General features: G+C 61.5%; 8 protein-coding genes. 3 read left to right on the top strand and 5 right to left on the bottom strand.

Annotated elements, in window-relative coordinates:
* Positions 1-497: 497 nt before the first annotated feature.
* The 5 genes from BFP93_RS11590 to tpx form a co-directional block, all read right to left on the bottom strand.
* Positions 498-2,039, bottom strand: coding sequence for an efflux transporter outer membrane subunit (locus BFP93_RS11590; protein WP_083205651.1), 1,542 nt, complete (start codon positions 2,037-2,039; stop codon positions 498-500).
* Positions 2,036-5,143 carry an efflux RND transporter permease subunit gene (locus BFP93_RS11585; protein ID WP_065893193.1) on the bottom strand — a complete coding sequence of 1,036 codons (3,108 nt, stop codon included), beginning with the start codon at positions 5,141-5,143 and terminating at the stop codon, positions 2,036-2,038. The genes BFP93_RS11590 and BFP93_RS11585 overlap by 4 nt, the downstream gene beginning before the upstream one ends.
* Positions 5,140-8,241, bottom strand: a complete 3,102-nt coding sequence (locus tag BFP93_RS11580; protein ID WP_065893191.1) for an MdtB/MuxB family multidrug efflux RND transporter permease subunit — start codon at positions 8,239-8,241, stop codon at positions 5,140-5,142. The genes BFP93_RS11585 and BFP93_RS11580 overlap by 4 nt, the downstream gene beginning before the upstream one ends.
* Positions 8,238-9,536, bottom strand: coding sequence for an MdtA/MuxA family multidrug efflux RND transporter periplasmic adaptor subunit (locus BFP93_RS11575; protein ID WP_065893190.1), 1,299 nt, complete (start codon positions 9,534-9,536; stop codon positions 8,238-8,240). The genes BFP93_RS11580 and BFP93_RS11575 overlap by 4 nt, the downstream gene beginning before the upstream one ends.
* Before the next feature lie 232 nt (positions 9,537-9,768).
* Positions 9,769-10,269 carry a thiol peroxidase gene (gene tpx, locus BFP93_RS11570; protein ID WP_065893188.1) on the bottom strand — a complete coding sequence of 167 codons (501 nt, stop codon included), beginning with the start codon at positions 10,267-10,269 and terminating at the stop codon, positions 9,769-9,771.
* Positions 10,270-10,428: 159 nt separating this feature from the next.
* Between tpx and BFP93_RS11565 the strand changes: the two genes are divergently transcribed.
* The 3 genes from BFP93_RS11565 to BFP93_RS11555 all read left to right on the top strand — a co-directional run bounded on the left by BFP93_RS11565 (position 10,429) and on the right by BFP93_RS11555 (position 16,582).
* Positions 10,429-11,718: a glycosyltransferase gene (locus BFP93_RS11565; RefSeq protein WP_065893187.1), complete on the top strand. Its 1,290-nt coding sequence runs from the start codon at positions 10,429-10,431 to the stop codon at positions 11,716-11,718.
* Positions 11,719-11,789: 71 nt separating this feature from the next.
* Positions 11,790-12,695: an AraC family transcriptional regulator gene (locus BFP93_RS11560; RefSeq protein ID WP_065893185.1), complete on the top strand. Its 906-nt coding sequence runs from the start codon at positions 11,790-11,792 to the stop codon at positions 12,693-12,695.
* A gap of 110 nt (positions 12,696-12,805) precedes the next feature.
* Positions 12,806-16,582: a hypothetical protein gene (locus BFP93_RS11555; protein WP_065893184.1), complete on the top strand. Its 3,777-nt coding sequence runs from the start codon at positions 12,806-12,808 to the stop codon at positions 16,580-16,582.
* Positions 16,583-16,640 lie beyond the last annotated feature (58 nt).

Below are 16,640 nucleotides of genomic sequence, written 5' to 3'. Positions count from 1 at the left end.
CCGGCAGGACGCCGGGTTAGCCGCCCCGCGCCATGGATGGCGCGTGGCGGCGGCCCACGGATTCAAGCCGGAGAGAGGGCACACCGAGCCTAAGCGAGGTGCCGAGTGGTGGGGCAAGAGCGTTTTGCTTACTTTTGCGCTTTTCAAAAGTGAGCCGCTGTAAAAGCGGAACCATTAGCAGCCGTTACCGCAGAAACGGATATGTACTCGGTCTGATCCAACATCCTGGTCGGCTCTGAGGCCGCCATCGGGGGCAAGCCCCCTCCCACATTTGGGTCAGGATCGACACAACATCCTGGTCGGCCCTGAGGCCGTCATCGGGGGCAAGTCGAATCGTCGCACCGCCCCTCCCACATTTGGACCGGGATCGATCCAAAATCCTGGTCGGCTCTGAGGCCGCCATCGGGGGCAAGTCGAATCGTCGCACCGCCCCTCCCACATTGACCGAGGCGTGTCATTTGGGTAGCAGCATAGGCCATCCCGAGATTGAATTACCCCTACTTATCTTGGTCGGCCAGACGGGTGTTCCCATCCCACCCCCCACCCAACGCCGCAATCAACTGCACACTCGCCACCAACCGCGACTGCAGCAAGTTCAGTACCGTGCGCTCATTACTCAGGGCCGTTGCCTGCACGGTAACCACGTCCAGGTAGGCAATCAGCCCCGCCTTGTACTGGTTCTCGGTCAACCGCAACGACTCGCGAGCAGACTCCAGCGCCTCGTTGCTGACCACCGCTTCGTCGGCCAGCACCTTGAGCTGCACCATGTAATTTTCGACTTCGCGGAACCCATCCAGTACGGTCTGACGGTACTTGGCCACGGTTTCGTCATAGCTGGCCACGCTGCGGTCGACTTCCGCCGAGCGCTGGCCGCCGTCGAACAGCGTCATGGCCAGCTTCGGGCCCACCGACCAGAAACGGTTCGGCAGGCTGATCCAGTCTTCATAGGTGCTGCTGGAGTAGCCCCCCGCCAGGCTCAAGGTCAAGTCAGGATAATAGGCGGCCTTGGCCACACCAATATTGGCGTTGGCTGCAATCACCGAACGTTCGGCCGACGCGATATCCGGGCGGCGCTCCAACAGCTGCGACGGCAGGCCCACGGGAATCTGCGGCAACGCCGGGATGTCCTTGCTGACGGCCAGGCTGAAATTGGCCGGCGCTTCGCCGATCAATACCGCAATGGCGTTTTCAAGCTGGGCACGCTGCCAGATCAGGTCGATCAGGCTGGCCTGGGTGGTCTTGAGCTGGGTTCGCGCCTGGGCGATAGCGTCCTTGCCGGCAACACCGGCGCGGTACTGGTTTTCGGTCATCTGCTGCGAACGCTGGTAGGTGTCCAGCGTGGCTTGCAACAAACGCGTCTGTTCATCCATGACGCGCAACTGCAGGTAGCTCTGCACCAGTTCCGACTGTTGGCTCAGGCGCATCGCCGCCAGGTCTGCCGTGCTGGCCTCGGCGCTGGCTTCGTTGGCCTCCAGGCCACGGCGCAATTTGCCCCAGACGTCGGCTTCCCAGCTCACGCCCAGTTGCGCATTGAGGGTGTCGCGAATACCGCTGCTGGAACTGCTCAGGCTGGCGCTGCTGCTGCCGGTGCCCTGGCTGGCGCGGGTTTTACCGACGCTCAGGTCGACGCTGGGGTAAAACGCCCCGCGAGCACTGCGCACCAGTGCCTGGGCCTGACGGAAACGCGCCTCGGCCTGGGCGACGGTCTGGTTGGAACTGTTGAGGCGCACCACCAGCTCGTTCAGTTGGCGGTCGCCGTACAGCTCCCACCACGCGCCCCGGGCCAGGGAGTCGCTCGGGTTGGCCTGGCGCCAGCCCTGGGCTTGCTTGAATTGTGCCGGTTCGACCACGGGCGGACGCTGGTAATCGGGGCCGATGGCGCAGGCGCTGAGCAACAACGCCAACCCCACTGTAGGCGCGAGCTTGCTCGCGAAGGTCGTCAACGATAACGCGCCGAGCTTGGAAGAACGCGGTGTCTGCACGTTTTTCGCGAGCAAGCTCGCTCCTACAGTGGGGTTCGCGTTGGTTGAATCATTCATAGCGCAGTGTCCAGGGCAGCATCGGTACGCACGCCGCGCCAGGCGTTGAAGCGGTGGCGCGCGCGGTCTAGATAGAGGTAAACCACCGGGGTGGTGTAAAGGGTCAGGATCTGGCTGAACACCAGGCCGCCAATGATGGTCAGGCCCAGGGGCTGGCGCATTTCCGCGCCATCGCCGGCGCCGAGCAGCAGCGGCAAGGCGCCAAGAATCGCCGCCAGCGTGGTCATCAGGATCGGTCGCAGGCGCAGCAGGCAGGCGCTGCGAATCGACTCCAGCGGGCTCATGCCGTCATGCCGCTCAAGCTGCAGCGCGAGGTCGATCATCAGGATCGCGTTTTTCTTCACCACCCCGATCAGCAGGAACAGCCCCAACAACGAGATCAGGCTGAACTCCCCGCCCAGCAGATAGATAGACAGCAACGCGCCGACGCCGGCCGAGGGCAAGGTCGACAGAATCGTCAGCGGGTGGATATAGCTTTCATACAGCACGCCCAGCACCAGGTACACCGCCACCAGCGCGCCGAGAATCATGAACGGCTGGCCTTTCTGGGTCGCGGCGAACGCGTCGGCGGTGCCGGCCATCTTGGCGATCACGTCTTCCGGCAGGCCGACCTTGGCAATCGCGCGCTCGATGGCGGCAGTGCCCTGCTCCACCGTCACGCCTGGCGCCATGTCGAACGCGATGTTTTCCGAGGCGAACTGGCCTTCATGGCTGACGCGGTCATCGGCCAGGCTGTTTTCATAATGGGCAATGGTCGACAGCGGCACGCGCGCACCATCGGCGGTAATCACCTGCACCTGGTTGAGGGTAATCGGGTCCTGGGCATATTTGGGATTGACCTCCATCACCACCTGATACTGGTTGAGGCTGTCGTAGATGGTGGAAATCTGCCGCTGACTGTAGGCGTTGTTGAGCACCGAGGTGACCATGTCCATGTCGATCCCCAGGCGCTTGGCCTGGTCGCGGTCGACAATCAGGGTGACCTGGGCCGCGCCGCGCCCTTCGCGGGCGTCGATGGCGGTCAGCTCCGGCAGCTCGCGCATGGCGGCCACGACTTTGGGGTACCACAGGCGCAACGCGGCCAGGTCACCGCTTTGCAGGATGTAGGAATACTGCGCGCTGGTCTGGTCGCGGCTGCCGCCGAATTGCAGGTCCTGGTCGGCCATCAGGAACAGACGCCCGCCGGGGACCAGCGGCACTTCCTTGCGCAGTCGCTCGATCACGGCCTGGGCCGAGATTTTGCGCTCGGCAATCGGTTTGAGGCGCACCAGCATCACCGCGTTGTTGGTGCCGCTGTTGCCGCCGATAAAGCCGGCCACGCTGAGCACCGCCGGGTCCTTGAGCACGGCCTGGCGGAAGATTTCCATTTTCGGCTGCATCACGTTGAATGACAGCCCGTCATCCCCGCGCACAAAACCAATCAACTGACCAGTGTCCTGCTGGGGCATGAAGGTCTTCGGCACCACCACGTACAGCGCGATGTTCACGCCCACGGTCAGCAACAGGCTGAGCAGGGTCAGGCGTCGATGGCGCAGCACCCAGTCCAGGCTGGTGGCATAGGCGGCGACCATGCGTTCGTTGATGCGGTGGCTCCAGCGCTGCAAGCCGGTCATCTGCCCTTTGACATGGGGCTTGAGCCAGCGTGCGCAGAGCATCGGGGTCAGGGTCAGCGACACGATCAGCGAAACGATGATTGCCGCCGACAAGGTGATGGAAAATTCACGGAACAGGTTGGTGACGATCCCGCCCATGAACAGGATGGAGAGAAACACCGCCACCAGCGACACGTTCATCGACAGCAAGGTAAAGCCGACTTCCTGGGCGCCCAGGTACGCGGCCTTCATCGGCGGCACGCCTTCGTCGATATGCCGGGAGATGTTCTCCAGCACCACGATGGCATCGTCCACCACCAGGCCGGTCGCCAGGATCAGCGCCATCAGCGAGAAGTTGTTCAGCGAAAACCCGTACAGGTACATCACCGCAAAGGTGCCCACCAGCGACACCGGCACCGCCAGGGTGGGGATCAACGAGGCGCGGAAGTTGCCCAGGAACAGGTACACCACCAGCACCACCAGGGCCACGGCGATCAGCAGGGTCATCTCGGCTTCGTGCAAGGTGGCGGTGATGACCGGCGAACGGTCCATGGCCAGGTTGAGCTTGACGCTGGACGGCAACACCGCCTGCAACGCCGGCAACTGCGCCTTGATCTGGCGCACGGTTTCAATGATGTTGGCGCCGGACTGGCGGTTGATCACCAGCAACACCGCCGAATCGTTGTTGAAAAACCCGCTGTTGTAGCGGTCTTCCACGCCGTCGCTGATCTTCGCCACGTCGCTCAGGCGCAGCGCCGCGCCGTTCTGGTAGCGAATCAGCAGCGGCTCATAGTCCTTGGCTTTTTCCAACTGATCGTTGGCCTGGATCTGCCAGTTGCGCTCGCTGTCTTCCAGGGAGCCCTTGGGCCGGCGCTGGTTGGCATTGGCGATGGTATTGCGCACATCATCCAGAGCCACGCCGTACTGATCGAGGGCCTTGGGCTCCAGCTCGATGCGCACGGCCGGCAGGGAGCTGCCACCAATCTGCACTTCGCCCACGCCCGGCACCTGGGACAGGCTCTGGGACAGAATGGTCGAGGCCAGGTCGTACAGCTGGCCCTTCTGCAACACGTCGGAGGTCAGCGACAGCACCATGATCGGCGCCTGGGACGGGTTGATCTTCTTGTAGGTGGGCATGCTGCGCATGCCGCTGGGCAGCAGGTTGCGCGACGCATTGATTGCCGCCTGCACTTCCCGCGCCGCGCCGTTGATATCGCGGTCGGAATCGAAGGCCAGGATCACCCGCGTGGAGCCCTGGCTCGATGAACTGCTCATGGTGGTGATGCCGGCAATCGCGCCGAACGAGCGCTCCAGCGGCGTGGCCACGGTAGACGCCATCACCTCGGGGCTGGCGCCCGGCAAGCTGGCCGACACCACGATCACCGGGAAGTCGATCTGCGGCAACGGCGACACCGGCAGCAAATTGAAGCTGACGCCACCGAGCAACATGATCGCCAGGCTCAGCAGCATGGTGGCTACCGGCCGGCGAATGAAAGGTCCGGACAGATTCATGGCTCAACCGGCTCCAGGCTTTGCGGCTCTTTACGCCAGCGCCGGCCAAGACGGTCGAAATACAGGTAAATCACCGGCGTGGTGAACAGCGTCAACACCTGGCTCACCAGCAACCCGCCGACCATCACCAGGCCCAGAGGCTGGCGCAATTCCGCACCGGAGCCACTGGCCAGCATCAACGGCACCGCACCGAACAAGGCCGCCAGGGTGGTCATCAGGATCGGCCGGAAGCGTAGCAGCGCCGCCTGGTAGATCGCGGTCTGCGGGTCCAGGCCCTGGTTGCGCTCGGCGTCGAGGGCGAAGTCGATCATCATGATCGCGTTCTTCTTGACGATACCGATCAACAGGATGATGCCGATGATCGCGATCATGCCCAGGTCATTGCCGCTGAGCAGCAAGGCCAGCAAGGCACCCACCGCCGCCGAGGGCAAGGTCGAAAGAATGGTGATCGGATGGATATAACTCTCGTAGAGCACGCCGAGCACGATGTACATGGTGACCACCGCCGCCAGGATCAGCAGCAAGGTGCTCGACAGCGAGGCCTCGAACGCCTGGGCCGCGCCCTGGAACTGGGTCTGCACGCCGACCGGCATGCCGATGTCCTTCTGGGTCTGGTTGATCAGCTCCACGCCTTTGCCCAGCGCGACCCCGGGGGCCAGGTTGAACGACATCATCACCGCCGGGAATTGGCCGATATGGGCAATCGCCAACTGCGCCTGGCGCTGCTCCACATGGGCCAGGCTCGACAGCCGCACCTGGCCGCCATCGGTGGTCTTCACGTGGATCTGGTTGAGCGCGGCCGGACCGAGGGTTTCGCCGGACTGGGCCTGCAAGACCACACGGTACTGACTGGCCTGGGTGTAGATGGTGGAAATCTGCCGCTGGCCAAAGGCGTCATAGAGCGCGTCAGTGATGGTCGAGACGCTGACGCCCAGGCGCGAGGCGGCATCGCGGTCGATTACCAGGTACACCTGCAGGCCTTTGTCCTGCAGGTCGCTGGCGACGTCAGTGAGTTCCGGCAACTGGCCGAGGGCATGCACCAGCTTGTCGCTCCACAGCGCCAGCAACTCGGCGTCCGGTGAGGACATGCTGAATTGATACTGGGTACGGCTGACGCGGTCTTCGATGGTCAGGTCCTGCACCGGCTGCATGAACAGGCGGATACCCACCAGCTTATCGATGGCCGGTTGCAGGCGCGCGATCACCTGCACCGCGCTCAAGTCGCGCACGCCATGGGCCTTGAGGTTGATCAGCAAGCGACCGCTGTTGAGGGTGGCGTTATCACCGTCCACGCCAATGTAGGAGGACAGGCTTTCCACCGCCGGATCGGCGAGGATGATCTTCGCCAGTTCCTGCTGGCGCTGGCTCATCGCGGCAAACGAAATCGACTGCGGCGCTTCGGAAATGCCCTGGATCACCCCGGTATCCTGCACCGGAAAGAAGCCCTTGGGCACCACCAGGTACAGCACCACCGTAAGGCCCAGGGTGGCGATGGCCACCAGCAGGGTCAGCGGCTGGTGCCTGAGCACCCATTGCAGCTTGCGCCCGTAGGCATCGATCAACCAATCGATCCAGGCGCCGCTGGCTTTGTAAAAGCGGCCCTGCTCTTCTTCCTTCGGTTCACGCTTGAGCAATCGTGCGCACATCATCGGCGTGAGCGTGAGGGACACCACCAGGGAAATCAGGATCGCCACCGCCAGGGTAATGGCAAACTCGCGAAACAAGCGCCCGACCACGTCGGCCATGAACAGCAGCGGGATCAATACGGCGATCAGCGACAGCGTCAGGGAAATCAGGGTGAAACCGATCTGCTTGGCGCCCTTGAGCGCGGCGGCCATAGGCGTCTCGCCTTCCTCGATATAGCGGGAGATGTTCTCCAGCATCACGATGGCGTCGTCCACCACAAAGCCGGTGGCAATGGTCAGGGCCATCAATGTCAGGTTGTTGACCGAGAACCCCGCCAGGTACATCACGCCAAAGGTGCCGACCAGCGACAGCGGTACGGCGATGGAGGGAATGATCGTGGCGCTGACCCGGCGCAGGAACAGGAACGTCACCATCACCACCAGGGCGATGGCGATCAGCAATTCGTGCTGCACATCCTTGACCGACGCGCGGATGGTCTGGGTGCGATCGGTGAGCACCGTCACGTCCAGGCCCGCCGGCAGGTTGTCGGTGATGCTCGGCAGCAGGGCCTTGATACGGTCCACCACCTCGATCACGTTGGCACCCGGCTGGCGCTGGATATTGAGCAGCACGGCCTGGTTTTCGTTGGCCCAGGCGGCAAGGCGCTCGTTTTCGGCGCCGTCGACGATCTGCGCCACGTCCTTGAGGCGCAACGGCGCGCCGTTGTTGTAGGCCAGGATCAGTTCGGCATATTGCTCGGGGGATACCAACTGGTCGTTGGCATCGAGCATCGACACCCGCGTGGGCCCGTCGAAGTTGCCCTTGGGCTGGTTGACGTTGGACGCGGCGATCAGGGTGCGCACATCCGACAGGTTCAAGCCATTGGCCGCCAGGGCCTCGGGATTGACCTTGATGCGCACCGCCTGGCGCTGGCCGCCGGCGATGCTGACCATGCCGACGCCGCTGATCTGCGCGATCTTCTGCGCCATGCGCGTGTCGACCAGGTCATTGAGCTTGGGCAGCAGCATGGTCTTGGAGGTGATCGCCAGGGTCAGCACCGGGGTGTCCGCCGGGTTGACCTTGTTGTACACCGGCGGCGCCGGCAAGTCCTTGGGCAACAGGTTGGTGGCGGCGTTGATCGCGGCCTGCACCTGCTGTTCGGCGACATCCATATTGATGTCGAGGTTGAAGCGCAGGGTCAGTACCGACGCACCGCCCGAACTGGTGGAAGCCATCTGGGTCAGGCCGGGCATCTGCCCGAACTGGCGCTCCAGCGGCGCGGTGACCGCGCTGGTCATCACGTCAGGGCTGGCACCGGGGTACAGCGTCATCACCCGAATGGTCGGGTAATCCACCTGGGGCAAGGCCGAAACCGGTAGCAAGCGGTAAGCAATCAGGCCGGCCAGCACGATGGCGAGCATGCTCAGCGTGGTGGCGACCGGCCGCAGGATAAACAGGCGCGACAGGTTCATGCGCCGACCTTTTGCGCCTTGCCGGCGTCAGTACCGGTCTCCCCTTTCGCCGCGGGCTTGCCTTGCAGGTGTTCGGTCGGCGTGGTCGGCACTTCGTTGCTGTCGTTGACCACTTCGATTTCGCTGCCGTCCTTGAGACGGTCGGTGCCTTCCATGACCACCCGATCACCCGCCGCCAGGCCTTGCTTGATCACGGTGTTGTCGCCATCGGTATCACCCACCACCAGCGGCTGGACCTTGACCTTGTTGTCGCCATCGAGCTTGTAGACAAAGGTGCCGCTGTTACCGAACTGGATCGCGGCGGACGGTGCCAGCACCACGTTGTGCAAGGTGTCGGCCAGCAAGTGCACATTGACGAACTGGTTGGGAAACAGCGCCTGATCCTTGTTATCGAAACGCGCCTTGAATTTCAGGGTGCCGGTGGTCACGTCGATCTGGTTGTCCAGGCTCTGCAGCACGCCCACCGCCTGCTTTTTCGTGTCGCCACGGTCCCAGGCTTCCACCGGCAGCTTGTTGCCGGCGTGATAACGGGTGAGGACGGTGTCCAGGGTGTTTTCCGGCAGGGTGAAGGCCACGCTGATCGGTTGGGTCTGGGTGATCACCGCGAGGGCCGTGGTGTCGTTGGCGGCGACCAGGTTGCCGACGTCGAGCTGACGCAAACCGACGCGACCGGCAATCGGCGCACGGATCTTGGTGAATTCAAGGTTGAGCTTGGCATCGTCGACCGCACCCTGGTTAGTCTTGACCGTGCCCTGGTATTGCAGGACAAGCGCTTCGGCGGTGTCCAGGGTCTGCTTGGCGATACTGTCCTGGGCGTACAGGCCGCGATAGCGTTGCACATCGACCTGGGCGTTTTTCAACTGCGCCTGGTTCTGCAGCAACGTGCCCTGGGCCTGGAGCAAGGCGTTCTGGTAGCTGCGCGGGTCGATCTCGGCGAGCAAATCGCCGGCCTTGACCATTTGCCCCTCTTCAAAGGCGATCTTCACCAGCTCGCCGCCCACCCGGCTGCGCACGTTGATCGTGTTGAGCGCGGTCACCGTGCCCAGGGCCTTGTAGTACACCGGGAACTCCCCCAAAACAGCCGGCGCCACGCGCACCGGCACCGGGCCGGTGGAGCCGCCGAACCCTGGGCGCGCCATGCCGGTCTTGCCGGTGTGCCCGGCCGGGGCGTCTTTATGGGTCGCGCCGCCGGGCCAGAATTTCCAGCACAGGCCGGCGATAACCAGCAGCACAAGCAGGCCGAACAGCCAGCGACGGGGGTTGCGGGGGGAGGATTGCATGGAGTGATCAACCATTGGGCGCGAGAGCTTCTTCTTTGGGAGGCTGAAAGATAAGCACTGGAGCGCATTTAGAAAAGCGCCTTTACCGGCTATTTACCTTGGGCTTACAACTTTTAAAATTCGGGTCCTGGTCTGCGGGCTGTTTCGCTAAGCTGCTGACACCCAAATAAAAACGGCCTGGACTAGGCCAGGCCGCAAGCTTGCATCATACGTGTGACTGCCTTACGACAGTCATGCGCAGAAACAGTTACTTCAAAACAGCCAGGGCTGCTTCGTAGTTTGGCTCCTGGCCGATTTCGGCAACCAGTTCGCTGTGCAGCACCTTGTCGTTCTCATCCAGCACCACAACGGCGCGAGCAGTGAGGCTGCGCAGCGGGCCTTCAACGATATCCACGCCATAATCCTGAGAGAATGCAGCGCTGCGGAAGTCCGACAGGCTCTTGACGTTGTCCAGGCCTTCGGAGCCGCAGAAACGCGCCTGGGCGAATGGCAGGTCCGAGGAAATGCACAACACCACGGTATTGTTCAGGTCGTTGGCCTGGGCATTGAACTTGCGAACCGAGGTGGCGCAGGTCGGGGTGTCGACGCTTGGGAAGATGTTCAACACTTTGCGCTTGCCGGCGAAGCTCGCCAGGGTCGCGTCCGACAGGTCGCCGGCGGTCAGGGTGAACTCGGGCGCCTGGGTGCCGACTTGTGGCAATTCGCCTTCAACCTGGACCGGGTTGCCTTTAAGGGTGACTTGAGCCATGAACGGAATCCTTATGCTGGGTTTTGGTTAAACGAATTCGAGAGGCCGAAGTTAACCACAAAGTGCCGACGCTACCTACCGCCAGACACAAATTGTCATGCCGCCGGGTTGTGGTTTAATTGCGCGCTTTTCGCCTGTCCCTCAAGGAAACCGCTGTTGATGAATCAGCCTGCCACCAAAGTCCTGGTCATTGGTTACGTCTGGCCGGAGCCGCGCTCCTCGGCTGCGGGCGGGCATATGATGCAAATCCTTGAGAGTTTTCTTACACAGGGTTGGGACATTACCTTCAGCAGCCCGGCGACCATCGGCGAACACAAGGCCGACTTGCCCGCACTCGGCATCGCTGAATGCGCCATTGAACTGAATAACAGCAGCTTCGATGATTTTGTCCGCGAACTGGCCCCGGATATCGTGCTGTTCGACCGTTTCATGATGGAAGAGCAATTCGGCTGGCGCGTCGAAAAGTGCTGCCCCGACGCCCTGCGCGTGCTGGAGACCTCTGACCTGCAAAGCCTGCGCGACGCCCGCCACCAGCGTTTCAAGGAGCACGTAAAGGCCAACCCCGACAGCGACGACCTCAGCGCCCTGTTCGCGCCGGCGCTGGAGAACGAGTTCCAACGCATGGCCGATACCGACCTGGCCAAACGCGAAATTGCTGCCATTTACCGCTGCGACATCAGCCTGATGATCTCCGACGTGGAAATCCGTCTGCTCACCGAACAGTTCAAGGTGCCGGCCGCCCTGCTCCACTGGTGCCCGCTGATGCTGCAACCGCCCAGCGCCGCGTTTGCGCCGTTTGAAGAGCGTGCGCACTTTCTCAGCATCGGCAACTTCCGCCATGCGCCCAACTGGGACGCGGTGCTATGGATGAAGAACAGCCTGTGGCCGCTGATCCGCCAGCAATTGCCGGGCGCGCAGTTGCATATCTACGGCGCGTACACACCGCCCAAGGCAACCGCCCTGCACAACCCGGCCCAGGGTTTTCATGTGATGAACTGGGCCGAAGACGCGCTGCAGGTGATGAGCGCCGCGCGTATTTGCCTGGCACCGCTGCGCTTTGGCGCGGGCATCAAGGGCAAGTTGATCGATGCGATGCTGTGCGGCACGCCCAATGTCACCACCCCTATCGGCGCCGAGGCCATGGGCGATGATCAGCCCTGGCCGGGCGCCATCGAACACAGCGCCTCGGCCCTGGCTGCCGCCGCCGTGAGCCTCTATCAGGACCGCGAACGCTGGACCCAGGCCCAGGAAAACGGTCGTCAACTGCTTGCCCGGCGCTACGACCAATCGGTCCACGGGCCTGCGCTGGTGGCCTGCCTGGAACACTGCCGCCGCCACCTCGCCGCCCATCGCCGGGACAACTTCACCGGCAGCATGCTGCGCCATCATGCGCATAAAAGTACCCAGTACATGTCCCAGTGGATCGAGGCAAAAAACCGCACCCTGTAAGGCTACCGCTGGCGAGGTCGCGCGCGACGGGGCATTATCCTACGCAGCAACCACAATAAAGCGACGGCAACATGACCCGAGCAACGCGCATCACCGACCCTTCCTACGAGCTGATGGACGACCACAACGGTCTGTCCATCATCTATCGCCAGCACGGCTTCCCCTGCCCGCTGGTGCGCTGGCACTTCCACAAGGAATACGAACTGCACCTGATCGTCGCCAGCTCGGGGAAGGTGTTTATCGGTGACTACATCGGCAACTTCTACCCGGAAAGCCTGTTTCTCACCGGCCCCAACCTGCCCCACAACTGGATCAGCCAGGTGGAGGAAGACGAGGTAGTGCCCAAGCGCGACATGCTGGTGAACTTCACCGATGAGCTGTTCGAACACGGCAGCCACATCTTCGCCGAACTCAAGAGCCTGGCGCCGTTGCTCGAGCGCGCCCATTACGGCATCGAATTCCGCTGCAAAAAGACTATCGCCCAGGCCATGACCCTGATGCAGCAGATCGAGGACGCCCACGGCATGGCGCGCCTGGGGCACTTTTTTATCCTGCTGGAAGTGTTGAGCGCCTGTGAGGACTACCAACTGCTGTCTGGCGTGACCACCCCACAGCAAGCCGACGAACACAGCATCGACCGCACCAACCGCGCGGTGGACTACATCTTTGCCCACTACGCCCGGGAGTTGCCGCTGGAAGAAGTGGCGGAGTACCTGGGGATGAAGCCGACGTATTTTTCCCGGGTGTTCAAGCAGGCCACCGGAAGGACGTTCATTGAATTCGTCAACCGGCTGCGCATCAGCAAGTCCTGCGAGTTGCTGGCCGATGGCGACAAGGCCGTGACGGATGTGTGCTTTGAGTCGGGCTTCAATAACATTTCCAACTTCAATCGGCGCTTTCAGCAGCTCAAGGGCATGACCCCGTCGCACTATCGGCGGCTGGCCGTGCAACGGTTGACCGAGCGGAACCAGGCCTGAGTCTTCACTAACCACTCGTCGCTTCTGTCAACTTTGACAGCTATCCGCTCTGCTGCCAGGGGTGTGTGATTTCCTTGCCCGGTTTCATCACTGTACAAGGAGCGCTCACTATGAAAGAAATAACGTCCTCCAACCTGCCCATTCCCCTGTATCAATCCCCGCCCCACGAGCCCGCATCGCCCTCCGCCGTCGACCTTGACCCGCCTTATGTCAACGGCGCGCTGCAGCCGAATCTGGATGCTGACGTGGGGTTGGGCATTCGACAAATCGATCCGTGGCTGATCGTGACGTTTGAAAGATGGTTTAACTTCAATGTCGGTGACACCTATAAATTTTTCGCCGGCAGCACCAGCTACGCCTTGGCTGCAGGCGAGGTCTACCCGGAAGATGTGTACAAGGACCGTGTGCAGTTGGTCATTCCCGCATCGCTGGTGCCCGAAGGCACGATTTATCCCTGCTTCGGTGAAGTGACCAGAGTGGCCAGCGCCACGCCCAGCACATCCCTACCTCAGACGTGGTTCACCAAAACCACGCGGCCAGGGGGACGCAGCATCTACCCATGGTTCCACTCGAACCTGGTGATACACCTGCCTGATGATCTCAAGGACACGACGTTGGACCCCGTGCGTGCCCAGGCGGGTGTGGACCTGACCTGTGACTTTTATCCGTTCTGCACGGTAGGCGACACCATTGAAGTGTGGTGGAACGGTATCGCTGTTTTTCAAAAAATCGATCAGCAACACGTTGATGGTCTTAAGCCCATCATCGTGCATGTCCCTGAAGAAACCATTATTTCAGGGGGCAGCGGCGCAGTTTCCATTCTCTTCCGGGTGTTTGACCGCGTACTCAACTATTCCGGGGAAGACCCACAGTGGTCGAAGGTGATCAAGCTGGAGGCCGACCTTGAACCCGGCATGCTTGATCCGCCGCACTTCGTGGTGGGCGGTAAGTCAGTCGACGAGCTGAATTTCGACACCCAGGGAGACGAGGTGTTTAGCGCGGAAATGGTCGTTCCGCGTACGCTACCCGCGCTCTACCCTGGTGGTCCGTCCACACCTACACCAACAGGCGCGCTGATCCACGTCAAACTGACCCAGTTCTACCCCGATGGCTCATCCAACGTCGTGACGCTGCCGGCATTTGCTGCGCGTATCGGCCTTTCGTCCTCCATCGTGTTGGACAACAAGTACCTCGAAGACGTGATCGATGGACAATTGCGCATCGAATATACCCTGACGACGGCCAGTGGCGCCTTCCTGCGCGCTTCTCGACGCTTGGGTATTCGCGTGTTCGGCACGAAAAAAATGATGCCCCCAATGCGAATCGAGCAAGACGAGGGCGGCCTGATTGACCCGGAACACCCTTTCATCAAAGCCATTTTCCCGGTCTACAGCCCTTACGCAGTCAACAACAGTGTGACCTTTCGCATGGAAGCACCGCGACCTGGTGGTGGACTGATTGAATACGAAGAAACCATAAACGCAGGTGCACCGCCGCCACCTGACCGCTTTCGCATCGTAACGCAGGAGGAGTTTGCGCCCTTCATCGGCGTGGGACCGGTCAAGGTCTACTACCTCGTCAATGACCATCAAATGCGCACACTTGGCCCAGGCGTACAGACGGTGCGCAAGTCCGAAGTATTGGAAGTCATATTCGGATCGGTCGTCGCTGAGTTGCCTGCGCCGCTATTGCAGTATGTCGACGTGTTCGACAACCTGGACCCTGCCAGCGTGATCGGAGGTCAGCTCAAGCTGACGCTGCCCTACATACGCACGGTCCCTGGGGACAAGTTCCTCTGGACATGGCTGGGCGCCAACGCCAGCGGAACCACTGGAGGGGAAGTCGAGCTCTTTTCCGATACGGCCGGCAAACCGGTGGTGGTCCTGGTGGACGAAGCGTTCGTCATTGCCAATGACAATAACGAGATCCGCCTGAGCTACACCTTGGTACCCAAGGACGGCAGCCGACGCCGTTATTCGGAGCGCCGGACCATTACTGTGGGCCAGGCGCTGACCCTCCTGCGTCCCGAGGTCTCGCAGGCCACGCGCTATCCCGACCAGTTGGCGGCAGTGGCCGCGTTAAACGGCGCGACTGTTGTCGTCGAGTACCCGCAGATGCTGCCTTCCCACCAGGTTCGCTGTTGCTGGACCGGCATTGCGGGCATCGGTACTTATTGCGAGACCCAATACGGCAGCTCTTCGAAAGTCCTGCACTTTCATATCGACCCGGAGGTGGTGGGCGCCAATATCCAGGCCCAGGGACACTTCATTGAGGTGCAGTACTTCGTCATGCGAGGCGAGCATGAGACCCCTTCGCCAGTACTGGCCCTGGAATTGTTGCCACCGCCACTGACAGAACCCTACATAGAAGGCCATTCTCGTGATGGCGTGCTGAATCTCGCCACATTGAACGGCACTGAACGCGCGATTGAAGACCACTGGCACTTCAGTCATCGGTTCCAGCGCATGTGGTTCGAGATGTCCGGCACCTACGCTGACGGCTATCCCTTCTACCACAGCTTTTACACCGCTGACCTGGTGACACAGGACGGCGAATTGAACGGTATTCGTCCACCGGCGCCGGTCGCTGAATTGCGCAAGCTCAAGGACGGCTCCCCACTGAGCATGCGCTTCGGGGTAACGTTCGACCGCAGCGCCGAACTGTCTAATGCGGTGTGGTTCAAGGAGCGGCGCTATACCATTCAGGCCTTGCCCACGCAGTTCCCGGTGCCGAGCCTGATCGAGGCAACCGGCTCCGGCACACGGGTCACCCTGGCCCCCTTGAATGCCCAGTATGGGGCGCATGTGCAGGTGTCCTACGGCCCGATGTATAGCAGCGACATCCTCTTCGTGGAAGTCCTGGGCAGTACCGCTGCCGGCTCAACCGTGATCGGGCCGAAGTACGGCGAAACCGATGGCACCGTCATCGTCGACGTGCCCGCATCAGTGATCGCCGCGAATATCGGCAACACGTCCACGCAGTTCACGATCAGGTATACGGTGACACGAGGCGGGGAAACCCGGCCTTCGGTACCGCTCACGGTCAGTCTTGAAAGCCTGCCGCTGGCCGAACTGAAAAAAACCGTGATTCGTATCGACCAAGCCTCCGCCAACGGCGTGATCGATGTGGATGCCCTGCCCGGCAACGCCACTGCCAGGGTGACGACCTTTGCATTTATGCGCCCGGGTCTGCCCGTATGGCTGTATTTGTACGGTGTCAGAGCCGACGGTACGCCGCATAACCTGACCCTGATGAATGGTTCCGACAGGGCCGAGGTCGACGCGGCCTGGATCAGCCAGGGTTATCACCTGGAAACCGTATTGAGCAATTACCTGCGAGACCTTGGCAATCGCAGCCAACTGACCCTGCAATTCAAAGCGGCGCTCAATGGTGTAAGGGATGAATTGCAGGCGATTGAATTTCCACCCACCCGTTACACGCTGCAAAGCGTGATGATCAAGGAGTGCACGACGTTCAATGACAATTACATGAACTACTGGCTCAGTGAATGGCCGGATGCGGGCATTCGCCGCGAATCGAATGGCAACTATTTCTGGCAGTCAACACCGGGTACCGGCAGTGGCGTCAGTCTGTACAAAGTGCTTACGCCTGCCGCCGCGGGCTACTACCGCGTCAGCTTCCGCTACAGGATCAACAAGTTTGCCGCGATTGGGGCGCCGACCTTTGTCGAGATTCACCTGGGCACCTTGAAGTGGACGCAAAACGTGCCGCAGATCAATACTTGGCTCAGCGTCAATGTGGCACTCGGTTATTTGCCCGGTAAACCGTTCGAGGCCTCGGTTTCGGTCAGAAACCCAACCACCGGTGGGGTGTATGACATCGATGATATCTGTATCACACAGATGCCGTATCCGACCGTGATGTAGATGTAAAAAAGGGATCGGTACCTGGGTACCGATCCCTTTTCAATGCCTTGGTGTGGCG

Origin of the sequence: Pseudomonas sp. 44 R 15, from assembly GCF_900004965.1 — a bacterium.
Taxonomy (GTDB): Bacteria; Pseudomonadota; Gammaproteobacteria; order Pseudomonadales; family Pseudomonadaceae; genus Aquipseudomonas; species Aquipseudomonas orientalis_A.
Note: the sequence above shows the minus strand (reverse complement) of the source record. Positions and strands in the feature narration are given on the sequence as shown.

What these genes read in the sequence shown, in the direction of transcription:
- BFP93_RS11555 (WP_065893184.1), top strand. Translation starts at nt 12,806, where the DNA reads ATGAAAGAAATAACGTCCTCCAACCTGCCCATTCCCCTGTATCAATCC.
- BFP93_RS11565 (WP_065893187.1), top strand. Translation starts at nt 10,429, where the DNA reads ATGAATCAGCCTGCCACCAAAGTCCTGGTCATTGGTTACGTCTGGCCG.
- BFP93_RS11590 (WP_083205651.1), bottom strand. Translation starts at nt 2,039, where the DNA reads ATGAATGATTCAACCAACGCGAACCCCACTGTAGGAGCGAGCTTGCTC.
- BFP93_RS11560 (WP_065893185.1), top strand. Translation starts at nt 11,790, where the DNA reads ATGACCCGAGCAACGCGCATCACCGACCCTTCCTACGAGCTGATGGAC.
- BFP93_RS11585 (WP_065893193.1), bottom strand. Translation starts at nt 5,143, where the DNA reads ATGAATCTGTCCGGACCTTTCATTCGCCGGCCGGTAGCCACCATGCTG.
- BFP93_RS11580 (WP_065893191.1), bottom strand. Translation starts at nt 8,241, where the DNA reads ATGAACCTGTCGCGCCTGTTTATCCTGCGGCCGGTCGCCACCACGCTG.
- BFP93_RS11575 (WP_065893190.1), bottom strand. Translation starts at nt 9,536, where the DNA reads ATGGTTGATCACTCCATGCAATCCTCCCCCCGCAACCCCCGTCGCTGG.
- tpx (WP_065893188.1), bottom strand. Translation starts at nt 10,269, where the DNA reads ATGGCTCAAGTCACCCTTAAAGGCAACCCGGTCCAGGTTGAAGGCGAA.